We start from the raw sequence: 23395 nt of genomic DNA on the forward strand, positions 1-23395 counted from the left end.
TCGACAGGAGGACGCCATGTCACTGATGCAGCGGATCACCACGTTCCTGAGATCGCCGAAGGGGCAGCAGTTGGTCGAGCGAGGTCGTCGGGAGATGGCCAAGCCGGGCAACCAGCAGAAGCTGAAGGGGTTGGCGGCCCGGCTGTCCAACCGCCGCCGCTGACCGTTCCATCGGCCGCCCTGTCCACCGTTTCCACCCCTGGGGAGACCTGGTGACCGACACCCCGCCCGTCGACGGTCAGCCCGTCGTCCCTACTCCGCAGCCGTCCGTCGACCTGCCGGCCGGGCCGGTGAACGCCCCCGAGGGTCCGCCGGCCCGGCTCTGGGACCGGATGCGTGACGACCCGCAGTACGCGCCGGAGCACCTTGCCCTGGAGGCAGTGCGCCGCCTGGGGCCGGAAGCCGCGCAGTGGGCAGCCCGGGCCCGGGCCGAGCAGCCCGGCGTCTCCGCCGATGCCCTGGCCGACCAGGCGGCCCGCAAGTTCGTCAACCTGGCCCGGCTGTCCGGCGCGGTCTCCGGCGCGGCCGGGCTGCCCGGCGCCGTGATCGACGTGGGCGTGCTGGCCTGGACCCAGGCGCGGATGGCCCTGCACATCGCCGCCGCGTACGGCGTCGACCCCCTGCACAGCGACCGGGCCACCGACCTGTTGGTTCTCCAGCGGGTGCACAAGGTCGCCGCGAGCGCCAGGCTGGCGCTCGGCGTGGCCGCCGGGCGGGAGCGCGCCGACGCGCTCTTCGGCCTGGGCGGCCAGCGTCCGCTGGGTCGGGTCATGCTGCAACTCGGCGTCCGGCTGGCCCAGATGGCCGGCGTCCGGGCCGCGAAACGGATGGTCGCCAAGATCGTGCCCGGTGCGGCGATCGTGCTCGGCACCTGGGCCAACTCGTCGGCCACAAAGGATCTCGCCCAGCGGTCCCGGGCTCTCTACGGCTCCCACGGCAACGGCGTCCCGGAGCCGCGCCAACCCTGACGGGCCGTCCGGGGTCGTCAGCTGGCCAGGCCGGAGGAGCGCCAGGTCACCTCGGCGATCCGGCCCTGGCCGGTGGCGTTGGGGTGGAACCAGTCCAGCGGGTTGAGCAGGTCCAGGGTGAACCGGACCTTGTGCAATGCGCCGCCGTCGTGCCGGCACCGTGATCCGTACGCCCGGCAGGCCGCCTTCAACTCGGCGTTGTAGGCGTCGATCCGGTCCCGGACGGCGGCCCGGCGCGCCCGGTCGGCGGGCGCGGTCGAGGTCGCCTCGGCGAGCAGGGCCGGGCAGATGCCCCGCCGCCACGCGCGGGTGGCCCGTTCGTCGTCGTGCCCGACCTCCCAGAGCCGGTACAGGTCGGGGATGCTCACCACCAGCACCCGGGCCTTGGGCCGGCCGGTCCGCAGGACCCGCAGCCCTTTGTCGACGTCGGCCCGGAACTGCGCCACCGGTGTCATCGCGTCCACCCCGCCCCGACAGACGTCGTTGGCGCCGATCAGCACCGTGACGTAGTCGGCGCGGTCGCGTACCGCCGCCTGGGCCTGACCGACGAGGGCGTCCGCGCGAGCACCGGGACGGGCATGGTTGTACGTCCGGCCGCGGATCGCCGAATTCTGTTCGAGCAGCCGCCGGTAGTGGCTCTGCACCCGCAGCCCGTCCCCGGTCGACCAGGAGTTGCGCTCGCAGGAGGTGAGCACCAGGCAGGAAGCGAAACCGGTGCTGATCGAGTCGCCGAGAGCGGCGATGCCGCCGGGCCCGGTCGACGGCCTGGCGCTCGTGGTGGGGCGGGGTTCCGCGGAGTTGCCGCCCTCGCAGGCCAGTGCGACCAGCGCCGCGAGACAGGCCAGTGCGGCGACCCAGCGTCGTGGCATGACGTCTCCCGTTCCCGCAGCACAGAGCGACAGCGCGGTAACTCTATGCGCAGGATGCGGTTGGCCGGGAAGTTGCTGTCGGGTATGCGGCAGAGTGCCGACGCGGAAGCCGTAGAGGTGCTATGCGTCCCGCCACGGTGCCCGTTGACCGTGCAGCCACCAGTGCAACGCCCGGGTGATCCGAGGCAGCACCAGATAGGTCATCAGCGGGGTCAGGCAGAGCGTCATCAGCAACACCCGGGCCGCCAGCGGCACCGCGTCGAGGAAGCGGCTCGTCAGCAGGGTGGCGGTCAGGCTCAGGGGGAAGAACGCCAGCCAGATGGTCACCGCCTGCTTCCAGCGGGGCGGCGACGGGGGCGGGGCCAACTCCACCGGGTCCACCGAGTGCTCCAGCGGCCTGTCGAACCAGCCCTCGATCCCGGTACGCCGCTCCACCCGGGTGTGCTCGACGATGCCCTGCGCCGAGCTGAGCCACCAGTGCCGCTGCGGCGACTCCTCCCACCGACGCAGCGTCTCGGCGTCGGCGAAGCGGTAGAGCATGTGCCACTCCGGCGAACCGGGCCCGCTCTGCACCCAGCCGGCGCCGAGAAACCCGGGGAACGCCTCGGCCAGCGCCGTGCCGGCCCGCATCCAGGCCACCATCTCGCTGGCCCGGCCGGGATCGACGCGGCGGGCGATGGAGACGGTCACCGGCACGGCGAGGGTCATTGACATGCGCCCATCCTGCGGTCGACGAGGGCCGCGGCGCGAACGGATGTGCCGGAGCACACCGGCCGGTGCGGGTGTGCAGGCGCGCGGCAGCAGGTTAATCCGGCCGATCGGGGGTAGCTCCCTGAGCATGACGAGATCGCAGCCCCGGCGCGCCCGCGGCACGGTCGGCCATGCCAACAGCGCATTGAACCTTCGGCTCACCCTCGCCAGCTTCGGGTTGGTCATCATGGTGCTCTTCGCGGTGCTGGCGTTCTGGGCCGGCATCGCCTGGCTCGGCGTACTCTGCGCGATCTTCGCCGTGGTCGCCGTGGTCGACCTGGTCGTGATCCAGCGCCGCCGCGCCGCCCGCCGCCGCGAGGAGCCGGGCGTACGACACTCGTTGTTCGAGTGACAGGAGGACGGAATGCCCCACATCGCCACCACCAACCCCGCCACCGGACAGGTGCTCAAGACCTATGAGGCGATGTCCACCGAGCAACTCGACGACGCCATCGAGCGCACCGACCTCGCATTCCACCAGCTGCGGGCGACGACAGTCGACCAGCGCGCCCAGTGGATGAACGCCGCGGCCGACCTGCTGGACGCCGAGCGCGACGAGATCGCCCGGATCATGACCACGGAGATGGGCAAGACGTACGTCGCGGCGCAGGCCGAGGTGACCAAGTGCGCCACCGCGGCCCGCTTCTACGCCGACAGGGCCCCCGCGTTCCTCGCCGACGAGCCCGCCGACGCCGACGCCGTGAAGGCCACCCGGGCGTTCGTCCGCTACCAGCCGATCGGCGTGGTGCTCGCGGTGATGCCGTGGAACTTCCCGCTCTGGCAGGTGATGCGCTTCGCCGCCCCGGCGCTGATGGCCGGCAACACCGGCCTGCTCAAGCACGCCTCGAACGTGCCGCAGACCGCGCTGCTGCTGGAGGACGTGTTCCGGCGAGCAGGCTTTCCCGAGGGAGCCTTCACCGCAGTGCTGGTCGACTCGGAGGCCGTCGACCACATCCTCAGCGACCCGCGGGTACGCGCCGCGACGCTCACCGGCAGCGAGCCCGCCGGCCGGTCCATCGCGCAGATCGCCGGACGGGAGCTCAAGAAGACCGTCCTCGAACTCGGCGGCAGCGACCCCTTCGTGGTGATGCCCTCGGCCGACGTGGACCGGGCCGCCGAGGTCGCCACCACCGCCCGCTGCCAGAACAACGGCCAGTCCTGCATCGCCGCGAAGCGGTTCATCGTGCACACCGACGTGTTCGACGCCTTCGCCGAGAAGTTCGCCGCCAACATGGCCGCGCTGCGCGTCGGCGACCCGATGGACCCGAACACCGACGTCGGGCCGCTGGCCAGCGAGCGTGGCCGCGACGAGGTGCACGCCCAGGTCAGCGACGCGGTCGACAACGGGGCGACAGTGCTCTGCGGCGGCGAGCGGCCGAACGGCGACGGCTGGTTCTACCCGCCGACAGTGGTCACCGACCTCACCCCACAGATGCGGATGTGGTCCGAGGAGGTCTTCGGCCCGGTCGCCGGCCTGTTCCGGGTCTCGTCGTACGAGGAGGCGATCGAGGTCGCCAACGGCACCAGCTTCGGACTCGGCTCGAACGCCTGGACCCGGGACCCGGCCGAGCAGGAGCGCTTCGCCACCGACCTGGAGGCCGGCAACGTCTTCATCAACGGGATGACCACCTCCTACCCCGAGTTGCCGTTCGGCGGTGTGAAGAACTCCGGGTACGGGCGGGAGCTCTCGGCGCTGGGCATGCGGGAGTTCTGCAACACCAAGACGGTCTGGGTCGGCGAGGGCGCCGCCTCGGCCGGCGCGGGAGCACACGCGGAATAGGGCACGCATCAGCCGACGCGGACGTGGGTAGGAGGTGTGCCCATGACGTCGTTCGGCTTTCACGCCTCGCATGAGCAGATCGGTCCGCGCGCCCTCCTGGAGGCGGTGATGCACGCCGAGCGGGCGGGCTTCGACGCCGCCATGTGCTCCGACCACTTCTCCCCGTGGAGCTCCCGGCAGGGCGAGTCCGGCTTCGCCTGGTCCTGGCTGGGCTCGGCGTTGCAGGCCACCGGCATGCCGTTCGGCGTGGTCAACGCGCCCGGCCAGCGGTACCACCCGGCGATCATCGCGCAGGCCATCGGCACCCTCGGCGCGATGTACCCAGGCCGGTTCTGGGCGGCCCTGGGCACCGGCGAGGCCAGCAACGAGCACATCACCGGTGACCCGTGGCCCCGCAAGGACGTGCGCGCCGCCCGGCTGCGGGAGTGCGTCGACGTGATCCGGGCCCTGCTGGCCGGCGAGGAGGTCAGCCACGACGGTCTGGTCCGGGTGGACCGCGCCAAGCTGTGGACCCGCCCCGAGCAGCCGCCCGCGCTGGTCGGCGCCGCCGTCAGCGTGGCCACCGCCCGCTGGTGCGCCGAATGGGCGGACGGGCTGATCACCGTGAACGCCCCGGTGGAGCACCTGCGCGAGATGATCGACGCGTACCGGGACGCGGGCGGGCGGGGGCCGCTGCACCTCCAGGTGCACGTCTCCTGGGCGCCCGAGCAGGCCCAGGCCGAGGCGCTCGCGTACGACCAGTGGCGCAGCAACGTCTTCACCCCGCCGGTCTGCTGGGACCTGGAGACCGTCGAACACTTCGACGTGGTCTCCGCCGACGTGCCGGCCCAGCGGGTCGCCGAGGTGGTGAACGTGTCGGCGGACCTGGGTCGGCACGTCGGCTGGCTGGAGGAGTACGTGGAACTGGGCTTCGACCAGATCGCCCTGCACCACGTCGGGCAGGAGCAGCGCGGCTTCATCGACGCGTTCGGCGCGGAGGTGCTGCCGAAGTTGCGCCCGGGCGGCTGATCGAGGCCGGCACCGGCGTACCCCTAGGCTCCTACCCCATGGAAAGCCTGTTTCCGGTCGTCGTCTTCCTGGCGATCGCCACCCTGGGCGCCGCGTTGGCCCGCCGGCTCGGCCTGCTCGCGCCGATCGTGCTGGTCGTCCTCGGCCTGGCGCTCTCGTTCGTGCCGGGCTTCCCGCAGGTGCACCTCGAGCCGGAGTTGGTGCTGGTCGGCATCCTGCCGCCGCTGCTCTACGTGGCCGCGCTGGAGACCTCGGTGCCGGCGTTCAAAAACAACATCCGGCCGATCCTGCTGCTCGCGGTCGGCCTGGTGTTGTTCACCGCGTTCGTGGTCGGGTTGGTGCTGCACCTGCTGTTGCCGCAGCTGCCGCTCGCGATCTGCCTCGCCCTCGGCGCGGTGGTCGCCCCACCGGACGCCGTGGCCGCCACGGCCGTCGCCCGTCGGGTCGGGCTGCCCCGCCAGGTCGTCACCATTCTGGAGGGCGAGAGCCTGGTCAACGACGCGACAGCGCTCGTGCTGCTGCGGGTCGCGACGATGGCCACCGTCGGCTCGGCCGTCGGCGCCGACAAGATCGCCATCGAGGTGCTGCGGTCCACCGGCGGCGGCATCCTGATCGGGGCGCTCGGGGCGCTGGTGTTCGGCTTCCTGCATCGGCGGATCACCGACCCGCTGCTGGACAACGCGCTGTCGTTGATCATTCCGTTCGCTGTGGTGTTCACCGCCGAACACCTGCACGCCTCCGGTGTGGTCGCCGTTGTCGTCACCGGCCTGGTGCTCGGGCACAAGCTGCCCCAGCTGCTGTCGGCGGCGTCCCGGTTGCAGATCGGCGCGTTCTGGCGGCTGGTTCGTTTCCTGCTGGAGGGCCTGGTCTTCCTCCTGGTCGGGCTGCAACTGCGGGAGGTGTTGCACGACCTCGACGAGCCGATCGGCTCGCTCATCCTGATCACCCTCGCGGTGCTCGCCACCGTCTTCCTGACCCGGTTCGTCTGGCTCTTCCCGGCCACCTACCTGGCCCGGTTGGTCCCCCGGGTGCGCCGCCGTGACGCCCGGCCGTCACCGAAGTTCCCGATCATCATCGGCTGGGCCGGCATGCGGGGCGTGGTGACCCTGGCCGCCGCGCTGGCCCTGCCGCTGACCCTGGCCGACGACAAGCCGTACCCCAGGGCGTTGTTGATCTGGTTGGCCTTCGCCGTGATCGTTTTCACCCTGGTCGGCCAGGGCGCCACCCTGCCGCTGGTCGCCCGCCGGTTGAAGCTGCCACCGGACGACGCGGTGCAGGACGCGCTCTCCGCGGCCGCCGTGCAGCAGCAGGCCAGCAAGGCCGCTCAGGACCGCCTCGACGAGTTGGCCGACGGCGCACCGGATGCGGTGGTGGACCGGCTACGCCGAGCGGTGGCGGACCGCACCAACATGGCGTGGGAACGACTCGGCGGCAACGAGCGGGAGACCCCGTCGCAGGCGTACGGTCGGCTGCGGCAGGAGATGATCGACGCCGAGCGGGACGTGTTCCGGGCGGCCCGCGACTCCGGTCGGATTCCTGAGGAAGTGTTGGTGCAGGCCTACCGTGACCTGGACCTGGAAGAGTCGTTGCTGCGAGAGGTTGAGAAGTGAGCTGTCAGCACCTGACCGAGGCCGGTGCCGCCGAGCCGCGTACCCCCGACGAGTGCGCGGACTGCGTCGCCATCGGCGACACCTACTGGGTGCACCTGCGCACCTGCCTGAGCTGCGGGCAGGTCGGCTGCTGTGACTCGTCGCCGAACCAGCACGCGAGCAAGCACTTCGCGTCCACCGGCCACCCGGTGATCCGCTCGGCGCAGCCGGGCGAGGCCTGGCGCTGGTGCTTCGTCGACGAGGAGATCGGCTGACCGTCGGCCGTCGGCCGACGGCCGGCACGGTGGGCGGGGGGTCGTCGTCAGGCCGGGTTCAGCGGCTGATGACGTCGACGAGACGTTCGGTGGCGAGGCACGAGACGAGGCAGCGTTCCTTCGCGTCACCGCTCAGCCGGGCGGTCCAGTCGGTGAGGCCGCCGTCGCCGAGCTCCAGGCTGCCGTTCAGGACGGTGACCCGCAGGGCGCAGCCCGTGTAGTAGCCGCGACCGCGAGACCGCTCCGGTTCGTCCACGAGCGGCACCACACCTGCGTCGAGTGCCGGTCGGACCGTGTCGGCCAGCCGCTCCCGGACGGTCTCGTTGTCGAACGTGGTGACGTGCAGTTGAGGCGCGGCGGCCGGTGCCAGCTCGGCGAGGACGGTCTGCCAGTAGGTGAGGTGCCGGACCAGCAGCCGGGCCTGCGTGTCGCCCGAGCCGGTGTCCCGGGCGCTGGACACCAGGGCGAAGAGCCGGAAGTGCGCCGACGCGGCGCTGCCGAAATCCTGCGCCCGCAACACCCGGTGGGCGGCGGCCAGGTGCACCTCGCTCTGTCGACGGCGACGTACGGCCGCCTCGATGGCGAGGGCGTTTGTGGGATCGCTCAGCACCTCGCTGGCGCGCATCGTGGTGACGATCCTGTTCTGGCTGACCGGTGCGACAGCCGAGCAGGAGCCGACCGGTACGACCGGCGACAGTTCCACCCCGGCGACGTCGGCGGGCAGCAGTTGCCACATGCGGGCCTCCACCCGCGCGAGCGCGCGCGGGTCGGCGCGGGCCGGGCGGACGAAGCGGTCCTCGCGCCACCGTCGTACCACTTCGGACGGGCGCGCTGTCGCCGCCCGGTCGCGGGCCACGCTCAACAGCAGACTGCGCAGGTCCGCGCCGGAAAGCCCGGACAATGCGCCGCGGGACCCGGGCGGCATCGCCGCCCACACCCGACGCTCCGCGCCAGTCAGATCACCACCGGCCAGATCACCACCGGCCAGATCACCACCGGCCGCTCCACCGCCAGCCAGATCGTCGTCAACCAGACCGCTGCCATCCATGGCGTCACCATGGCTCACTCGGCGGCGTCCGATCCACCGGTTTTGCCGCGTGCCGTGATTCGTCCACGTCATCAGCTCGACAGCGCCGGCCGCAGACACCCTGCCGGCGTGCCCCGAACTGTCCTGCGGAGCGCCACACCGCCACCGCTGTGCAGGCCACACATCAAGTGATCATCCAAGCCCGCCGGCTGCGCGTACCCCCGCCTATGCTTCACCGACAATGTGAGCGTCGACGGGGGACGGACATGATTGACACTGTCATCTTCGATGTCGGTGGGACGATTCTCGACGAGTCCCACGAGTTCGCTGCATGGGCCGACTGGCTCGGCGTGCCCCGGCACACCTTCTCGGCGGTCTTCGGTGCGGTGATCGCCCGGGGTCTGGACTATCAGGAGACGTTCCGGGTCTTCCGGCCCGACTTCGATCTCGCCATCGAGCTGGAGCGTCGGGCGGCGGCCGGCCAGCCGGAGTCGTTCGTCGAGGAGGACCTCTACCCGGACGCGCGGGGATGCCTGAAGTCCTTGAAGGACCAGGGCCTGTGCGTGGGCCTGGCCGGTAACCAGCCGGCTCACGCGGAGGCGACCCTGCGCGATCTCGAGCTTCCGGTGGACGTGATCGGTACGTCGCACGGGTGGGGTGTGGCGAAGCCGTCACCGGTGTTCTTCGAGCGGGTCGTCGCCGCGGGCGGTGGTGTCGCGTCGTCGATCCTGTACGTCGGCGACCGGCCCGACAACGACGTGCGCCCGGCCCTGGAGGCGGGCATGAAGACGTGCCTGATCCGACGCGGTCCGTGGGGGCACATCCTCGATGCCTCCATGGTGGCCGAGCGGTGCCTGTTCCGGATCGACTCGCTCGACGAACTCCCGAGCCTGGTGGCCGAGCACAACGCCGCCGGCCATTGACCCGCCGGCCCTGAGCACAACGCGGCCGGCGGTTGACCCGCCGGCCGCGCGAGACGTGCGGTCCTGGTGGCCGCCCTTCCCCGGGCGGCCACCAGGACGTCGGTCAGCTCAGCGAGCAGGCTGCCCCGTTGACGGTCACCAGGCCGGGGCTTGGGTTGGCGCCCCCGGTGGTCGTCGCGTTGAAGCCGAACATCACTGAGCCACCCGGTGCGATCTTGGCGTTGTGCGACTCGTTGCGCGCGGTCACGGTCGCGCCGGACTGAGTGACCTTCGCCAGCCACGCCTCGCGTACGCGCTGGTCGCCGGTGAACGCGAAGCGCACGCTCCAGCCGTTGACGGCGGTGGTGCCCGTGTTCTGGATGGTCAGCTGCCCGGTGAACCCGGTGCCGCCCTGCCAGGCGCCGTAGTTGGTGTAGCGCGCCGTGCAGGTGGTGGCCGGCACCGCGCCGGCGTCACCCTGGTCGGCCAGGAACGAGGCGATCCAGGTCAGCGCCGAGTTCCAGTTGATCGCCACCTCGTTTGTCGAGTACGAGTTGATGTCGTCGACGTAGCAGAACATCGGCTCGCAGCCGGCCAGCAACTGTGCCACGAACGGGTCCTGCAGGGCCGCGTTCGGGCCACCGGCGAGGGAGCCGGCGGGCGGTCGGGGAAGGCTCGGGTCGAGCTGGTGGCCGAAGATCCGGCTGTGCTGGTTCTCCGCGGCGTGCTCTCCCCACCCGGTGACGTAGGAGATGTTCAGGGCGTTGCGACCGAGGATGTAGTCCATCGCCTGCACGGCCCCGTCACGGTAGGCGACGTTGCGGGTCAGGTCGAAGGCCGTGGCCAGCACCACCGCGTTGTTGATGACGTTGCTGTTGCCGCCCCAGAAGTAGCTGTTGGCGTCTCCGGGCATCGGCAGCCCGTACGCCTGCCGGCGCAGCTCGGCGAGGTACGTGTCGGCGGCGGCGGTGACCGAGGCGCGGACCCGGGCCAGATCGGTGGCGGGCAGTCCGTTCGGCACGGTGGCCAGGTCGAGGCGGCCCAGCGCGGCCACGCTCTGCCAGCCGAAGCCCCGGGCGTCGAACACGTTACCGGTGTGGTGCGGTGAGGCGGTCAGGTCGGCCAGGTAGTTCTGCGCCCCGGTGGTCAGGTACAGCTCGGCCGCCGCCCAGTAGAACTCGTCGGTGACGTTGCTGTCGTCGTACGCGCCGCCGCCGGTGCCGTCGGTCGGGCTGGCGTACACCGCCGGGTGGGCCTTGGCCGCGGCGTAGGCGGTCTTCGCGGCAGTGCCGCAGCGGGTCGCGAACGCCGCGTCGTAGGGGGCGAAGAGTCGGGCGCACTGGGCCGCGGTGGCGGCCATGTTGAGGGTGGCCGCGGTCGACGGCGGGTGCAGCTCGCGAGGCTGCGGGTCGTCCTGCGGGGACAGCGGCAGCCCGGTCCAGTTCTGATCGTGGATCTTGTGGTGGACCATGCCGGCGAGCGGCTTGCCGGCGGGCACCTGCATGCGCAGCAGGAACTCCAGCTCCCAGCGGGCCTCGTCGAGGATGTCCGGCACGGCGTTGCCGCGCTCCGGCACCCGCAGTGTGCTGTCGGCGAGTTCGGCGCCGCCGTTGGCGGTGGCCGCCGTCTTGGTCCGCTCGAAGGTGTTCAACAACTGGTAGGTGGCGATGCCGCCGTTGACCACGTACTTGCCGTGGTCGCCGGCGTCGTACCAGCCGCCGCGCACGTCCAGGGAGTAGTCGCAGACACCCGGCTGGCAGGGCACGTTGGTGTCGCCCTGGTTGGGTGCGACGCCGAGGTGGCCGGCGGGCCGGGCGTACTCGTCGCCGATCAGGTCACCGTCGATGGCGATGCCGCTGCGCTGGGCGTAGAAGAACTGCAACGAGTCGGAGCGCAGCTGGTCGTAGAGGGCGCCGGAGATGTCGAACGGGTGGCTGGTCTCCCCGTCGACGCTGAGCGTGAGCCCGGTGCCAGGGGTGCGGTAGCTGGAGAAGTCGACAGTCTGCACGTTCTGCCCGGAGGCGGCGTCGACGCCGCGAGCGGTGGTGGTGCCACTGGCCACGACGGTTCCGGTGGCGTTGCGCAGCTGCCAGGGCAGCGCCGTGGTGGCCTCGGTGACGACAGTGGCGTTCTTCGGGCCACCGGGCAGGTAGCCGACCTGGTTGACGCGCACCCGTGGCCCGGTGTCCGGCACGTACGGCTCGGGCGGCTCGCCGCCGCGCAGCGAGACGTCGTCCAGGCAGATGGTCTGCGCCTGGGCGGCGCCACCGACCTGGAAGATCAGTTGAGCGTTGGAGTTGTCGTCCGGGACGGTGAAGGTCTGCTCGACCCGCTGGAGGGTGCCGGTGGCGGCGGCGTCCACTGCCGCGTACGTGGTGTACGGGGCGCTGCCGAGTTGCAACACGGCCTTGACCGCGGCGCCGGGAGTGGCGGAGACCGCGAAGCCGAGGGTGTATTCGGCGCCGGCGATCAGCGGCACGCCGTCCTGGCCGATGCCGGCGTCCCACGGGTTGGCCAGCCCGCCCGCGACAGTGGTGCAGAGCTGGCCGTCGGTGACTGCCAGCGCGCCGGTGCCGAAGGAGAACCAGGGGCTCACGCCCTCGCTGAAGTCGCCGTTGTCGATCTGCTCGGGGGCGTCCGGTGGTGGGTCGGCGTGGGCCGCGCCGGCGCCCGCGCCGGTGAGGGCCAGGGTGGTCGCCGCAGCCAGTAGGAGGCGGCGTCGGGATGGCGTCACGGGAGTCCTTCCGGGACGGGAAGTGGGACAGTGGTGGTGGCAAGGAGCTGGGAAGACGCTGGGAGCGCTCCCAGGTGTCTGCTCGATGTTTCCAGTGCCAGCACGCCCTGTCAATTGATCTGGTTGGATGGGTTTCGGCATCCGACGTGGGCGGCCAGCCCGAGCGGCGCCCCCGACGCGCCGCCCTCCGGACGTGAGATTGGCCGCGCCACGCGCCGTCGTCCTGATCTCCTAGAGACAACTGCGCCCTTCGCCTGGCAGGCTGCCACCCATGACCCTGAAGCTGCGTTCCGTGGGAACGAGCGACCGTGGGCTGATCCGCAGCGGAAACCAGGACGCCCTGCACGCCGGCACCTGGCTCGTCGCCGTCGCCGACGGCATGGGCGGAATGGCCGCCGGCGACCTGGCCAGCGCCCTCACCATCGACGCGGTCGCCCCGCTGGACCTCGAGACACCCGAGGACGCCCTGGTGGCCGCGCTCGAGGGCGGCATCGCGCTGGCCACCTCCCGGATCCGACAGGCGGTCGCCGAGGATCCCGAGCGCCAGGGCATGGGCACCACGCTGACCGCCCTGCTCTTCGCCCGTACCGGCAGCTGTCTGGCGCTCGCGCACGTCGGCGACTCCCGGGCCTACCTGTTCCGCGAGGGCGTGCTCAAGCAGGTCACCCGGGACGACACCTTCGTCCAGATGCTTGTGGATCAGGGCGTGATCACCGCCGACCAGGCCAGCAGCCACCCGCGCCGGGCCGTGGTCACCCAGGCGTTGCAGGGTGAGGAGGTCTCCCCGTCGTACGCGACGATGGTGCCCCGGGCCGGCGACCGGTGGCTGCTCTGCAGCGACGGCCTCTCCAACGTGGTTCGCCCGGACACCCTCACCGAGGTGCTCAGCGGCTATCCGGACCGGGACGCCTGCGCCGCCAAGCTGATCGACCTGGCCCTGCACGCCGGCGCGCCGGACAACGTCACAGTCGTGGTGGCCGACGTCGTCGAGGAGTAGACCGCCGCTCAGCGCCGACGCGGCGTGGCGTGCCGGGTGGGTTTGGCCGTTCCCGGATCCTCCGGCCACGGGTGCCGGGGATAGCGCCCGCGCAGCTCGGAGCGGACCTGCGGATAGCCGGTACGCCAGAACGACGCCAGGTCGGCGGTGACCGCCACCGGCCGGCCGGCGGGGGAGAGCAGGTGCAGCAGCACCGGCACCCGACCGTCGGCGATGCGGGGGGCCGCCGGCCAGCCGAACGTCTCCTGGAGCTTCACGGCGAGCACCGGCGCGGCGGGGTCACCGTAGTCCAGCCGGATTCGAGAACCACTCGGCACCTCGATCCGCTCCGGAGCCAGCTCGTCGAGGCGTGCGGCCTGCGCCCAGGGCAGCAGCCGACGCAGCGCCGACGGTACGTCCACTCGCGCCAGGTCGGTCCGGCGTCGCGCGGCGGCCAGCTCCGGGCCCAGCCAGGTCGGCGCGGCGTCGAGCAACGAGTCGTCGCCAACCTCCGGCCACGGCTCGCCCAGGTGGTGCCGGAGGAACGCGAGCCGCTCGCGCAGCGCCCGAGCCGCCGGCGTCCAGGGCAACAGCCCCAGCCCGTCCTGGCGTAGGCCGGTCAGCAGCGCGGCGGCCACCTCCGCCCGGTCCGGCCGGTCCAGGCGCCGCTGGACCAGCTCGATCGCGCCCAGCCGGGTCACCTCCCGGGCCACCACGTCCCCGTCCGACCAGCCGACCTCGCGGCCGGTGCGCAGCAGCGGACCGGCCGCCTCCCGGGCCGTCGCCTCGTCCACCGGGGAGGCCCGGCGGATGCGGGCCGACGGCGCGCCGGGCGTGCGGTCCGCGACCGCCACCGCCAGCCAGTCGGACCCGGCCAGCCCCGAGCCGGCGGCCAGCTCCGCGGCGGTCCCGCCGGTCATCAGGTACGCCGAGCCGCCCGGCCGCCGCACCCGGGCCAACCGTTCCGGGTACGCCAGACCGACGAGCAGCCCGGCGGCGAGATCGTCGCTCAGTCCACCCGGGCCGGTGCGGCCGGTGGCGTCGGCGCGGCCCTTCGGCGGGGCGTCGGCAGGCAGCGCGGCCCGCAGCCGGCGTACCTCGGTGCGCCAACGGGCGGTCGCGCCCGCGTCCACGCCGGTGCGCAGCCGACGCCAACCGGCGACCAGATCGTCACCGGGGCCGGCGGCGCCCTCATCGGCGAGCAGGGCGACCACCTCGGCGGCCCGGTCGGCGCCGACCCGGCCGGCGCCGTCGAGCAGCGCCCGGGCCAGTCGTGGGTGCGCCCCGGCCGCGGCGATCGACCGCCCCCGCGTCGTGATCCGACCGTCGACGTCGACAGCGCCCAGGGTTTCCAGGGTGTCCCGGGCCACCGTCATCGCGGCGGCCGGCGGCGCGTCGGGCAACGCGAGCCCTACACCGTCCGGTCGGCCCCAGGCGGCCAGCTCCAACGCGAAGCCGGTCAGGTCGGCGGTGGCGATCTCCGGCTCGGCGCGGGCGGGCAGCCGCTCGTGGGTCGCCGCCGACCAGCAGCGGTAGACGTACCCGGGGGCCTCCCGGCCGGCCCGGCCGGCGCGCTGCGTGGCGGCGGCGCGGGAGACCGGCACGGTGACCAGCGCGCCCAGCCCACGGGCCAGGTCGATCCGGGGCACCCGGGACAACCCGGCGTCCACCACGATCCGCACACCCGGGACGGTCAGACTGGTCTCAGCCAGCGCGGTGGCCAGCACCACCCGCCGTCGGTCCCCGCGACGCAGCGCGGCGTCCTGCTCGGCGCCGCGTTGACGGCCGTGCAGCGGCAGCAGCGCGACAGCGTCCCGCAGGTCGGCCAGCCGGCCGGTGACCGCGGCGATCTCGCCGGCCCCGGGCAGGAAGACGAGCACGTCGCCGTCGTGCTCGCGCAGCGCCCGCCGGACGGTGGCGGCCACGTGGTCGAGCAGGGCCCGGTCCACCGGCCCGGCCCCGGGCGGGGCGATCGGGCGCGCCGGGGGCACCCAGATCCGTTCAACCGGGTGCAACGCCGAGTCGGCCCGCACCACAGGTGCCGGAGTGGGCCCGCCCAGCAGCGCGGCGAACCGGTCGGTGTCCGGCGTCGCCGACATCGCCAGCAGCCACAGGTCCGGCCGGAGGGTGGCGCGCGCCTCCACTGTGAAGGCCAGCGCGAGGTCGGCGTCGAGTTGGCGTTCGTGGCACTCGTCGAGCAGCACGGCACCCGTGCCGGGCAGCTCCGGGTCGTGGTGCAGCCGGCGGACCAGCAGGCCGGTGGTGACCACCTCGATCCGGGTGGCCGGGCTGACCCGGCGCTCGCCACGTACCGCGTAGCCGACCCGCTCACCGACCCGTTCGCCGAGCAGCTCGGCCATGCGCCGGGCAGCGGCACGGGCCGCCACCCGACGGGGTTGGGCGATCACCACCCGACCGGTCACCCGGTCGGCCACGGCCAGCGGCGCGAGGGTGGTCTTGCCGGTGCCCGGTGGAGCCACGAGCACACCGGCGCCGGCCGCGTCGAGTGCCGCGACCAGCGCCGGCAGCACCGGGCGGACCGGCAGGTCAAGGGTTACGTCGGAGAGCACGGCCCAGTCTCGCACCGGGACGGGTGCGTCAGGAGCGACGGACCTCGCCGACGCCGAGCACGAAGGCCCGCCAGGCCGTCGCGCCGAAGGCGAGCACCGGGCCGGAGCGGTCCTTGCTGTCCCGGACGGCGACCTGACCCGCGACTGTCGCGACCTCCACGCAGTTGCCGTTGCCGCTGCTGCGCGTGCTGGTGCGCCAGTCCGCTCGGGTCAGGTCGTACGCCGTCATCCGCGGTACCTCTCGTCTGCGTCGGCGTGCCGCAGAAGCGGTCACGCAAAGTTACGAGAAGCATGCTCAAGACGGGTCAACGACGCCGCCGGATCGAGCGCCATCCGGCACAGCTCCTCGTGCAGAAGGCTATACCCGAGCACATGATCGGCTTCTTCCAGAGCCAGCCCCATCGTGAGGTTATCCAGGTAAACCACTGACGCGTCGGCGGCATCGGCGAAGTTGAGGATCACGTACGGGGTGCTCATCGCGGGATGCCCGCCAGCGGTGAAGGGCAGTACCTGGATTGTCACGTTGGGTAGCTGCGCGATCCGGCTCATGTGGACCAGTTGCTCGGCCATCACCGCGGTGCCGCCGACCGGGCGCAGGAGCACCGCCTCGTTGAGGATCACCGACAGAGCGACCGGGTCCTCGCGGCGCAGCACCTCCTGCCGGCGCAGCCGGGCGGCGACCTTGCGCTCCAGGCCGTCCTCGCCGGCGGTGCGCCGGAAGATCTCCCGGGCGTACGCCTCGGTCTGCAGCAGTCCGGGCACCGACTCGGCCTCGTACGTGCGCAGCGCCGCCGCCTCGGCCTCCAGCCCGACGTAGAACTCGAACCACTCGGGGAGCACGTCGCTGTAGTTCTGCCACCAGCCGCGCTGCTGTGCCCCCCGGGCGATCTCGATCAGCGCCTCGGCATCCGAACCGGTCACCTGGTACAGCGCGAGAGCGGCCCGGACGTCGCGCGGTTTGATGCCGATCTGCGCCGTCTCGATCCGGGAGAGGTTGCTCTTCGACATGTCGAGCTGACGGGCGGCCACATCGAGGGTCATGCCCGCACGTTCCCGTAGCTGGCGGAGCTCCCGGGCGATGCGGCGACGCCGCACGGTCGGGCTGGCGGCGGGTCGGACGGTGGGGGTGGCGGTCACCGTCCGAGTCTGCCACGACAAGATCCGCAGGTCGCAGATGCACGGAGTGCAACTTTCAAATCTGGGAGTTGCGTTGCAGTAGCTGTCGGTGCATCCTTTCCCGGTTGCGAACACTGTGGACACGCCTGTCGGGAGGATCGTTGCTCATCGCCGACGAGTTTTTCCTGATCGCCCACAACGACAGTCGTGGTAAGGCGAAACTGCACCCTGCGGCGACCGGGCTCGGGCTGGCCGGCGGGCTCCTCGGCGAGCTGATCCTCTACGGACACATAACAGTCGTGGCCGGCCAGGTCACCGTCATCGACAGGCGTCCGCCGGCCGACGCCCTGGCGCACACGGTGCTGGACCAGTTGATCGGCGAGTCCCAACACCGGGAGCTGCGCACCTGGCTCAGTTTCCTGGCACAGAGCGCCACGGCGTCGGTGGGAGAACGGCTCGCCCGCGCCGGGGTGCTGCGCCGCCAGGAGAGCCGCCGACTGCTGCGTACCACGGTCAGCTACCTGCCGATCGACCTCAACGCGGTGGCCTGGCCGGCCACCCGCCTCCGGGCCCTGCTGGATCGGCCGGAACCACCGGGCGTGCCGGACGCCCTGCTGCTCGGCCTGGTCGTGGCCGCCGGGCTGACCCGCGAGGTGCTGTGGAGCGCCGGCCCTCGGGCGCACCACCGGCTGAACGTCCTCATCCCCGCGCTGCCGGCCCCGCTCAAGGAACTCGTCGGGCACACCGAGGCCGCCGTCGGCGCCGCCGTGCTGCGCGGCATCCCCTGATCCCCCTCCGGTAACCCCCAACCCTCCCCTCGACGATCGGAGTAGTCGTATGCCCCCGACATCGACAGTCGAACGACCCAGCAACGTCTCCGAAGCCCTGGCCCGAGGTCGCCTCGGCATCCCGTCGGTCATCTTCTTCGTCCTCTCCGCCGCCGCGCCGTTGACAGTGGTGGCAGGCGTCGTCACCACCGGCTACGGCGTCATCGGGGTGACCGGAATCCCGCTGGCCTTCCTGCTGATCGCCGCGGTCCTCGCCCTCTTCTCGGTGGGCTACGTGGCGATGTCCCGCCGGGTGGAGAACGCGGGCGCCTTCTACGCCTACATCTCCCGGGGGCTCGGCCGACCGGCCGGCGTCGGCGCGGCCTGGGTCGCGCTGATCGCGTACAACGCGCTCCAGGTCGGGCTGTACGGCACCATCGGTGCGGCGGCCGAGCCGGTGCTCGACCGGCTCTTCGGCGGGCACCCGCACTGGGCCGTCGTGGCCCTGGTGGCGTGGGCGTTGGTCGGCGTACTGGGCCTGCTCCGGGTCGACCTCAACGGCAAGGTCCTGGCCGCGTTGCTGGTCGCCGAGGTCGTGGTCGTCCTCGTCTTCGACCTGGGGCAGCTGGGCAACCCGGCCGACGGTCAGGTCAGCTTCGCCTCGTTCTCGCCGGACAACCTCTTCGTGTCGGGCCTCGGCGCGGTGCTGGTGCTGGCCGTCCTCGGCTTCGTCGGCTTCGAGTCGGCGGTGGTCTTCAGCGAGGAGAGCAAGGACCCGAAGCGGACGGTGCCGCTGGCCACCTACCTCTCGGTGGCGATCATCGCCGGGCTGTACGCGCTGTCCTCCTGGACCATGACGGTCGCCGTCGGGCAGGACAAGATCGTGGCCGAGGCCGGCGCGCAGGGCGTCGAGCTGATCTTCAACCTGGCCGGCGCGCAGCTCGGCGACACGATGGTCACCATCGGGCAGGTGCTCTTCCTGACCTCGGTGCTCGCCGCGATGATCTCGTTCCACAACACCACTGCCCGGTACACCTTCGCGCTCGGTCGGGAGCGGGTGCTGCCGGCGGTGTTCGGGAAGACCTCGGCCCGTACCGGGGCGCCGCGGGCAGCCTCGGTGGCGCAGAGCGTCCTCGGGCTGCTCGTCATCGCGCTGTACGCGGTCAACGGCTGGGAGCCGGTGGTGAAGCTGTTCTTCTGGGTCGGCACCACCGGTGGCTTCGGCGTCCTGCTGCTGATCGCCACCACCTCGGTGGCGGTGATCGCCTACTTCGCCCGCTCCGCCAGCGGCGAGAACCTCTGGCGACGGGCCATCGCCCCCGGCCTGGCCACCATCGCGCTCTTCGTGATCATCTGGTTGGCCGTGTCGAACTTCGCCAACCTGCTCGGCGTCGCGCCGGACTCGACGCTGCGCTGGGCGCTGCCGGCCGCGTACCCGGTGGCCGCTCTGCTGGGCATCGGCTGGGCCCTGCTGCTGCGCAGCAGCCGCCCGGACACGTACGCCCGGATCGGCCTGGGCGCGGCGAGCGCCGCGGCCGCCGTCAAGCCAGAGGCTCCGGCCGTGGAGGTGACCCGATGAGCGTGGTCATCGAGCAACTCGGGCCGGAGGAGACCACCCTCGTGGCTGCTCGGATCGCCGAGGCGTTCACCGTCCTGGAGGTGACGTACTGGCTGGTCCCCGACGCGAGCAAGCGGGAGGCCGTGCTGGCCGGGGACTTCGAGATCCTGGTCGAGCACGCGATGCGGCACGGCATGGTCCACGCCACCGAGGACCGGGCCTCGGTGGCGGTCTGGTTTCCGTCCGTCGGTGAGCCGGCGCCGCCGCCGGCGGAGTACGACGCCCGACTGGCCGCCGCCTGCGGCGAGTGGACCGACCGGTTCCAGCACCTCGACGAGCTGTTTGCGGCGCACCACCCACACCCGGACCACCACCACCTCGCCTTCCTGGCGACCCGGCCCGACCGGCAGGGGCAGGGGTTGGGGAGCGCGCTGATGCGCCACCACCACGCCTGGCTGGACGCCAACGGGATGCCGGCGTACCTGGAAGCGAGCAGCCCGCGCGGCCGGGACCTCTACGCGAAGCACGGCTATCTGGCGGGCGAGCCGTTCCGGGTGCCCGACGGCACGCCGTTCTGGCCGATGTGGCGGGAGCCGGTCGGGCACTGAGCCGGTCGGGCACTGAGCCGGTCGGGCACCGAGTTGGTCAGGTCGACGTGACCAGCACGTCCTGTGGTCGCGCTGTCACGCTCACGTGACAGCGCGGACAGAGCGGAGGGCCGGGTCCTTGGGACCCGGCCCTCCACTCGTCAAAGGGTCAGTAGGTGCCGTCGAGCTGGCCGCGCAGCTTGGTCAGCGCCCGGGTCAGCAGCCGCGAGACGTGCATCTGCGAGACACCGATCTGGTCGGCGATCTGCGACTGGGTCAGGTTGCCGTAGAAGCGCAGCGTGAGGATCTTCTGCTCGCGCTCGTCGAGGGTGGCCAGCGCCGGGCCGAGGGCGACCCGCAGCTCCGCCAGCTCGAACTCGGTGTCCTCGCCGCCGAGCATGTCGCCAAGCTCGGTGGCGCGCTCGCCGTCACCGGTCGGGGTGGACAGCGACACCGCGTTGTACGCGCGGGCGCCTTCCAGGCCTTCCAGCACCTCTTCCTCGGTGAGCTTGAGGTGCGCGGCGATGTCGGCGACCGTCGGCGAGCGGCCGAGGGTCTGCAGGAGCGAGCTGTTGGCGTCGGAGATGGCCAGCCGCAGCTCCTGGAGCCGGCGGGGCACCCGGATGTCCCAGGTGCGGTCCCGGAAGTGCCGCTTGAGCTCGCCGATGATGGTGGGGATCGCGTAACCGGCGAAGTCGACACCGCGCTCGGGGTCGAACTTGTCGATGGCCTTGATCAGGCCGATCGCGGCGGTCTGCGCCAGGTCGTCGTTCGGCTCGCCGCGCCCGCTGTAGCGGTGGGCCAGGTGGTTGGCGAGCGGCAGCCAGGCCTCGATCGCCCGGTCCCGCAGGGCGGCGCGCGACGGGTGGTTGGCGGGCAGCGCCGCCATCGCGTTGAGCAGGTCGGCAGCGCTGTCGGTGAGAGCGCGCGGGTCGAGCTTGGTGGTGGTCTTGACGGCGGCGCTCGGCTGCTCGGTGATCGTTGGCGCGGTCATGGGTGGTCCTCCCTGCACCTCGTCCGCGGACAAAAAGGTGTGACGCTTTGGTTTAGCTTCCAATAGGCCGTTCGGGAGTCACCTTAACCTGATCGGCTCCCGGAAATCTAGCCGAAAGGTTGATGTACTTAAGGTGTGTCCAGTGACAAAACGGGCAAACGGTGCGGAAGTTAGGGTGCTTGTGAGGATCCTTACCCGTTGTTCCGGCTGTCGACCGCTGACCGGCCCGTCGATCGGCCCACGGGTCACGTCGGCCGGTCAACAGGAAACCCGACAAGTCGCCGGGAGTGTCGGCTATCCGTCCTTGTCCCGCTGGTGGGACCGGCCGTAGCGTCGCGTGTACACACCCGGTTCGGAGGCACCGTGCTCGATCCAGCCGCTCCCCAGCTTGTCGTGAACAGTCGCACCCTCTACTTCAGCTGGCTGCCGGCCGATCCTGACGCGGTCGCCGCGCTGGTCCCTCCGGGGCTCTGCCCCCGCCCCGACCGGCAGGTCTTCCTCAACCAGTACGTCGTCGACGACGAGACGCAGACCTCCGGCTTCGGCGCCTACTCGCTGACCTACCTCGGCGTCTCGCTGCTGGGCGTCGACGCGCCCGGCGGCCTCAACGCCGGCGGCTGGTGGACCCACTACGTGGCCTCCAGCCGGAGGGTCCGTGAGTACGCCGTCGCTCGCGGCGCCCCGGTGCTCGCCGGGCGCACCCACATCGACGTGACCGGCGAGGAACTGCTCTCCGAGACGGAGATCGACGGCACGCCGTTGATCCGGGCCCGGTGTCGGGTGGGGGAGACCGGGCACGCGATCAGCAGTGGGCACCACCGCTACTTCACCCGGCGCAACGGTCAGCTGGTCAGCTCGGCCTACCCGTTCGTCGCCGAGCCGGTCGCCCCGTTCGAGATCGAGTCGGTGGAGTTCCTCCAGCCCGGCCACCCGATGTACGCGCTGCGCCCGGACAACCCACTGACCATCGGCTTCGGCTACTACTCACCACGCTCGTCGTTCGCCTACCCGGGCGGGCTGCACGTGCACGCGGTGGCCGCGCCGGAGCCGGCCCGACCGTTTCACCAGGTGCCGGCCAGCCTCGCCCGCAGTGGCCTGCCGTCCGGGTCGTAGACCAGCCGGTACACCGGCAGCGCCCAGGCCCGCGTGTACCACGGCAGCCGCTCGGGGCGGTGCGGGCGCAGCCGCCCTGGTGGGCGTTCGCCGACCTGGCCGTCGTCGTACCACCCTTGTAGCGCGTCGGCGGCGGCCGTGACGGCCGCGACGGCGTCCGCCGGGTCGAGCAGGTCGGCGTCGTCCGCGCCGTCCGGGTCACGGTCCAGGTGCTCGCGCCACAACCGCAGTCGCAGGTCCCGGGCGAAGCTGCGCGCGCCGTCACCCCGCCCGGCCGGGTCGGTGGGCTCCCGCTGGTCCGGTGTCTCGTCGAGCACCGCGCAGGACAACTCGCTGTCGTGCGTCCAGGACCGCCGGTTGAAATTGTCGCTGCCCACGCTGGCCCAGACGTCGTCGATCACGCAGACCTTGGCGTGCACGTAGACCGGGTCACCGGCGTGGTTCTCCACGTCGAACACGTGCACCCGGTCCGGTGCGGCCCGCTCACACAGTGACAGCGCCTGCTCGCGCCCCACCATGTTCGGCGGCAACGCCAGCTTGCCGTCCACGTCCGGGTGGCGGGGGACGACGGCGACCAGGTGCAGGTCCGGATTGTCCCGCAGCGCGTGCGCGAACAGGTCCGCGACCTCGGCCGACCAGAGGTACTGATCCTCCAGGTAGATCAGCCGGCGGGCCCGGCGTACCGCCTTGGTGTAACCCCGGGCCACGGTCCGCTCCCCGTCCGGTGCGAACGAGTAGCGCGGACGGACGGCGGGGTAGGTGCGCAGCACCTGGATCTGGTGCGGACCACAGGCCGGCGGATCGGCCGGTTGCTCGGGCAGCGGGTCGGGGCGCAGATCCGAGCCGCGCAGCCGGTCCCGCAGGTAGGCCATCGGGTTCTCCGAGTCCAGCGGCATCGGGTCGGTCCAGCGTTCCCGGAACAGGGTGTCCAACGCGCCGACCACCGGACCGCGCACCGCGAGCTGTACGTCGTGCCAGGGCGGATTGGGTCCGTACCGGGGGGACATCTGCACCGGCTGCGGATCGCCGTGGTGCGCGGCGTCGTCGCGGCGGCTGTGGCACAGGTCGATCCCGCCGGCGAAGGCGACGTCCCGCTCGGGTGCGTCCAGGTGCCGCAGCACCACGAGCTTCTGGTGGTGCGAGCCGCCGCGCCGGACCCGTTGGTCCAGAAGTACCTCGCCACCGGCGGCCGAGATCGTCTCGCTGAGGTCGCGGTTCTCCGCCTCGCTGTACGCCAGCACGTCGAGGTGCGAGCGCCAGATCAACCCCTTGACCACCACACCGCGCTGCGCGGCCTGCGCGAAGAGCTGGGCCACTGTCGGACCGTCCGGTCGCAGCCGCTGGTCCGGGTCACCCCGCCAGTCGGTGAAGAACAGGTGGTCGCCGGCGCCCAGGGCCTCGACCTCGTCGACCAGTCGGTCGAAGTACGCCGCACCGTGAATCAACGGCTCGGCGAGGTTTCCCGTGGTCCACACGGGTATGCCAGACACCGGGTTGGCGCGTTCCTCAGCAGTGAGGAACCAGTCCTGCAACGGCACCGTCCAGCCCCCTGGAGGTCGGCAACGTCCTCACCGTAGGACCCCCGACGCGGGTCCGCACGTCAGGCCGCCGTAGCGGTGACCTGGCCAACGCCATCGACAGCGACGCGACAACAGCCGAGGAGGCCACACCATGCCCCGCGACACGACGAATCCCGTGACCGAGAACCGCGAGCCGGCGGTGGAGAGCGAGCGGGGCGCGCTGGTAGCGGTGTTGGTGATGGTGATTCTGGGCGTTGCCGGGATATTTGCGGTCTCCTGAGGTGGCGCCGAC

Annotated in this window: 22 protein-coding genes; 13 read left to right on the plus strand and 9 right to left on the minus strand. The window is 72.0% G+C overall.

Features of this window, described 5'->3' with window-relative positions:
* The first annotated feature begins 16 nt into the window (after positions 1-16).
* Both ACFYPG_RS19360 and ACFYPG_RS19365 read left to right on the plus strand, forming a co-directional pair.
* Entirely contained in the window at positions 17-163 is a 147-nt protein-coding gene (locus ACFYPG_RS19360) for a hypothetical protein (protein WP_167457721.1), read from the plus strand.
* A gap of 49 nt (positions 164-212) precedes the next feature.
* Positions 213-968, plus strand: coding sequence for an EcsC family protein (locus tag ACFYPG_RS19365; protein ID WP_355007184.1), 756 nt, complete (start codon positions 213-215; stop codon positions 966-968).
* A 17-nt stretch (positions 969-985) separates the two neighbouring features.
* Here ACFYPG_RS19365 and ACFYPG_RS19370 read toward each other — a convergent pair whose 3' ends face one another.
* Together ACFYPG_RS19370 and ACFYPG_RS19375 are read right to left on the minus strand one after the other, a co-directional pair.
* Positions 986-1837, minus strand: a complete 852-nt coding sequence (locus ACFYPG_RS19370; RefSeq protein WP_387353195.1) for a GDSL-type esterase/lipase family protein — start codon at positions 1835-1837, stop codon at positions 986-988.
* Between the two features lie 120 nt (positions 1838-1957).
* Positions 1958-2551 carry an antibiotic biosynthesis monooxygenase gene (locus tag ACFYPG_RS19375; RefSeq protein ID WP_355007186.1) on the minus strand — a complete coding sequence of 198 codons (594 nt, stop codon included), beginning with the start codon at positions 2549-2551 and terminating at the stop codon, positions 1958-1960.
* A gap of 124 nt (positions 2552-2675) precedes the next feature.
* On the opposite strand from ACFYPG_RS19375, the gene ACFYPG_RS19380 reads away from it, so the two are divergent.
* The 5 genes from ACFYPG_RS19380 to ACFYPG_RS19400 are packed head-to-tail and all read left to right on the plus strand — an operon-like array spanning position 2676 to position 7239.
* The gene (locus ACFYPG_RS19380; RefSeq protein ID WP_091401582.1) at positions 2676-2939 is read left to right on the plus strand and encodes a DUF6343 family protein; all 264 of its coding nucleotides are present in this window, start codon (positions 2676-2678) and stop codon (positions 2937-2939) included.
* Between the two features lie 12 nt (positions 2940-2951).
* Positions 2952-4367 (plus strand): NADP-dependent succinic semialdehyde dehydrogenase, encoded by a 1416-nt coding sequence (locus tag ACFYPG_RS19385; RefSeq protein WP_387353196.1) that lies wholly within the window; start codon positions 2952-2954, stop codon positions 4365-4367.
* 42 nt (positions 4368-4409) lie between these two features.
* Positions 4410-5375, plus strand: a complete 966-nt coding sequence (locus tag ACFYPG_RS19390) for a TIGR03885 family FMN-dependent LLM class oxidoreductase (protein ID WP_387353198.1) — start codon at positions 4410-4412, stop codon at positions 5373-5375.
* Positions 5376-5413: 38 nt separating this feature from the next.
* A complete protein-coding gene (locus ACFYPG_RS19395) occupies positions 5414-6985 on the plus strand; it encodes a Na+/H+ antiporter (RefSeq protein WP_355007189.1) in 1572 nt (523 codons plus the stop codon).
* Positions 6982-7239, plus strand: coding sequence for a UBP-type zinc finger domain-containing protein (locus ACFYPG_RS19400; protein ID WP_091401591.1), 258 nt, complete (start codon positions 6982-6984; stop codon positions 7237-7239). The genes ACFYPG_RS19395 and ACFYPG_RS19400 overlap by 4 nt, the downstream gene beginning before the upstream one ends.
* A 58-nt stretch (positions 7240-7297) precedes the next feature.
* Here ACFYPG_RS19400 and ACFYPG_RS19405 read toward each other — a convergent pair whose 3' ends face one another.
* Positions 7298-8287, minus strand: coding sequence for a hypothetical protein (locus ACFYPG_RS19405; RefSeq protein WP_387353200.1), 990 nt, complete (start codon positions 8285-8287; stop codon positions 7298-7300).
* Positions 8288-8532: 245 nt separating this feature from the next.
* Here ACFYPG_RS19405 and ACFYPG_RS19410 point away from each other — a divergent pair, with 245 nt between their 5' ends.
* Positions 8533-9189 carry an HAD family hydrolase gene (locus tag ACFYPG_RS19410; protein ID WP_387353202.1) on the plus strand — a complete coding sequence of 219 codons (657 nt, stop codon included), beginning with the start codon at positions 8533-8535 and terminating at the stop codon, positions 9187-9189.
* 103 nt (positions 9190-9292) lie between these two features.
* Here the strand turns inward: ACFYPG_RS19410 and ACFYPG_RS19415 are convergent, their stop codons facing one another.
* Positions 9293-11902 carry a glycoside hydrolase family 9 protein gene (locus ACFYPG_RS19415; RefSeq protein ID WP_387353204.1) on the minus strand — a complete coding sequence of 870 codons (2610 nt, stop codon included), beginning with the start codon at positions 11900-11902 and terminating at the stop codon, positions 9293-9295.
* Positions 11903-12173: 271 nt separating this feature from the next.
* On the opposite strand from ACFYPG_RS19415, the gene ACFYPG_RS19420 reads away from it, so the two are divergent.
* On the plus strand, positions 12174-12899 hold the full coding sequence (locus ACFYPG_RS19420; RefSeq protein ID WP_355007193.1) for a protein phosphatase 2C domain-containing protein: 726 nt from the start codon (positions 12174-12176) through the stop codon (positions 12897-12899).
* Between the two features lie 8 nt (positions 12900-12907).
* Here ACFYPG_RS19420 and hrpB read toward each other — a convergent pair whose 3' ends face one another.
* From hrpB to ACFYPG_RS19435, 3 genes are read right to left on the minus strand one after another with little or no spacing between them, the layout of a single operon-like run.
* Positions 12908-15448, minus strand: coding sequence for an ATP-dependent helicase HrpB (gene hrpB / locus ACFYPG_RS19425; RefSeq protein WP_387353206.1), 2541 nt, complete (start codon positions 15446-15448; stop codon positions 12908-12910).
* Between the two features lie 28 nt (positions 15449-15476).
* The gene (locus tag ACFYPG_RS19430; RefSeq protein WP_355007195.1) at positions 15477-15677 is read right to left on the minus strand and encodes a DUF397 domain-containing protein; all 201 of its coding nucleotides are present in this window, start codon (positions 15675-15677) and stop codon (positions 15477-15479) included.
* A gap of 41 nt (positions 15678-15718) precedes the next feature.
* Entirely contained in the window at positions 15719-16543 is an 825-nt protein-coding gene (locus tag ACFYPG_RS19435; RefSeq protein ID WP_387353453.1) for a helix-turn-helix domain-containing protein, read from the minus strand.
* A gap of 182 nt (positions 16544-16725) precedes the next feature.
* Here ACFYPG_RS19435 and ACFYPG_RS19440 point away from each other — a divergent pair, with 182 nt between their 5' ends.
* From ACFYPG_RS19440 to ACFYPG_RS19450, 3 genes are read left to right on the plus strand one after another with little or no spacing between them, the layout of a single operon-like run.
* The gene (locus ACFYPG_RS19440; RefSeq protein ID WP_355007196.1) at positions 16726-17352 is read left to right on the plus strand and encodes a GPP34 family phosphoprotein; all 627 of its coding nucleotides are present in this window, start codon (positions 16726-16728) and stop codon (positions 17350-17352) included.
* 49 nt (positions 17353-17401) lie between these two features.
* Positions 17402-18910: an APC family permease gene (locus tag ACFYPG_RS19445; RefSeq protein ID WP_387353208.1), complete on the plus strand. Its 1509-nt coding sequence runs from the start codon at positions 17402-17404 to the stop codon at positions 18908-18910.
* Entirely contained in the window at positions 18907-19497 is a 591-nt protein-coding gene (locus ACFYPG_RS19450) for a GNAT family N-acetyltransferase (protein ID WP_355007198.1), read from the plus strand. The genes ACFYPG_RS19445 and ACFYPG_RS19450 overlap by 4 nt, the downstream gene beginning before the upstream one ends.
* A 148-nt stretch (positions 19498-19645) precedes the next feature.
* Here ACFYPG_RS19450 and ACFYPG_RS19455 read toward each other — a convergent pair whose 3' ends face one another.
* Positions 19646-20470, minus strand: a complete 825-nt coding sequence (locus ACFYPG_RS19455) for a SigB/SigF/SigG family RNA polymerase sigma factor (RefSeq protein ID WP_355007199.1) — start codon at positions 20468-20470, stop codon at positions 19646-19648.
* A gap of 363 nt (positions 20471-20833) precedes the next feature.
* Between ACFYPG_RS19455 and ACFYPG_RS19460 the strand changes: the two genes are divergently transcribed.
* Positions 20834-21583 (plus strand): hypothetical protein, encoded by a 750-nt coding sequence (locus tag ACFYPG_RS19460; RefSeq protein ID WP_355007200.1) that lies wholly within the window; start codon positions 20834-20836, stop codon positions 21581-21583.
* Here ACFYPG_RS19460 and ACFYPG_RS19465 read toward each other — a convergent pair.
* A complete protein-coding gene (locus tag ACFYPG_RS19465; RefSeq protein ID WP_355007201.1) occupies positions 21532-23121 on the minus strand; it encodes a phospholipase D-like domain-containing protein in 1590 nt (529 codons plus the stop codon). The two genes, ACFYPG_RS19460 and ACFYPG_RS19465, sit on opposite strands and share 52 nt — an antisense overlap.
* Positions 23122-23395 lie beyond the last annotated feature (274 nt).

This window comes from Micromonospora sp. NPDC005553 (assembly GCF_042871765.1).
Taxonomy (GTDB): Bacteria; Actinomycetota; Actinomycetes; order Mycobacteriales; family Micromonosporaceae; genus Micromonospora.

Coding starts and splice junctions, on each gene's coding strand:
- ACFYPG_RS19360 (WP_167457721.1), top strand. CDS start 17: ATGTCACTGATGCAGCGGATCACCACGTTCCTGAGATCGCCGAAGGGG.
- ACFYPG_RS19370 (WP_387353195.1), bottom strand. CDS start 1,837: ATGCCACGACGCTGGGTCGCCGCACTGGCCTGTCTCGCGGCGCTGGTC.
- ACFYPG_RS19375 (WP_355007186.1), bottom strand. CDS start 2,551: ATGTCAATGACCCTCGCCGTGCCGGTGACCGTCTCCATCGCCCGCCGC.
- ACFYPG_RS19380 (WP_091401582.1), top strand. CDS start 2,676: ATGACGAGATCGCAGCCCCGGCGCGCCCGCGGCACGGTCGGCCATGCC.
- ACFYPG_RS19385 (WP_387353196.1), top strand. CDS start 2,952: ATGCCCCACATCGCCACCACCAACCCCGCCACCGGACAGGTGCTCAAG.
- ACFYPG_RS19390 (WP_387353198.1), top strand. CDS start 4,410: ATGACGTCGTTCGGCTTTCACGCCTCGCATGAGCAGATCGGTCCGCGC.
- ACFYPG_RS19395 (WP_355007189.1), top strand. CDS start 5,414: ATGGAAAGCCTGTTTCCGGTCGTCGTCTTCCTGGCGATCGCCACCCTG.
- ACFYPG_RS19405 (WP_387353200.1), bottom strand. CDS start 8,287: ATGGATGGCAGCGGTCTGGTTGACGACGATCTGGCTGGCGGTGGAGCG.
- ACFYPG_RS19410 (WP_387353202.1), top strand. CDS start 8,533: ATGATTGACACTGTCATCTTCGATGTCGGTGGGACGATTCTCGACGAG.
- ACFYPG_RS19420 (WP_355007193.1), top strand. CDS start 12,174: ATGACCCTGAAGCTGCGTTCCGTGGGAACGAGCGACCGTGGGCTGATC.
- ACFYPG_RS19430 (WP_355007195.1), bottom strand. CDS start 15,677: ATGACGGCGTACGACCTGACCCGAGCGGACTGGCGCACCAGCACGCGC.
- ACFYPG_RS19445 (WP_387353208.1), top strand. CDS start 17,402: ATGCCCCCGACATCGACAGTCGAACGACCCAGCAACGTCTCCGAAGCC.
- ACFYPG_RS19450 (WP_355007198.1), top strand. CDS start 18,907: ATGAGCGTGGTCATCGAGCAACTCGGGCCGGAGGAGACCACCCTCGTG.
- ACFYPG_RS19455 (WP_355007199.1), bottom strand. CDS start 20,470: ATGACCGCGCCAACGATCACCGAGCAGCCGAGCGCCGCCGTCAAGACC.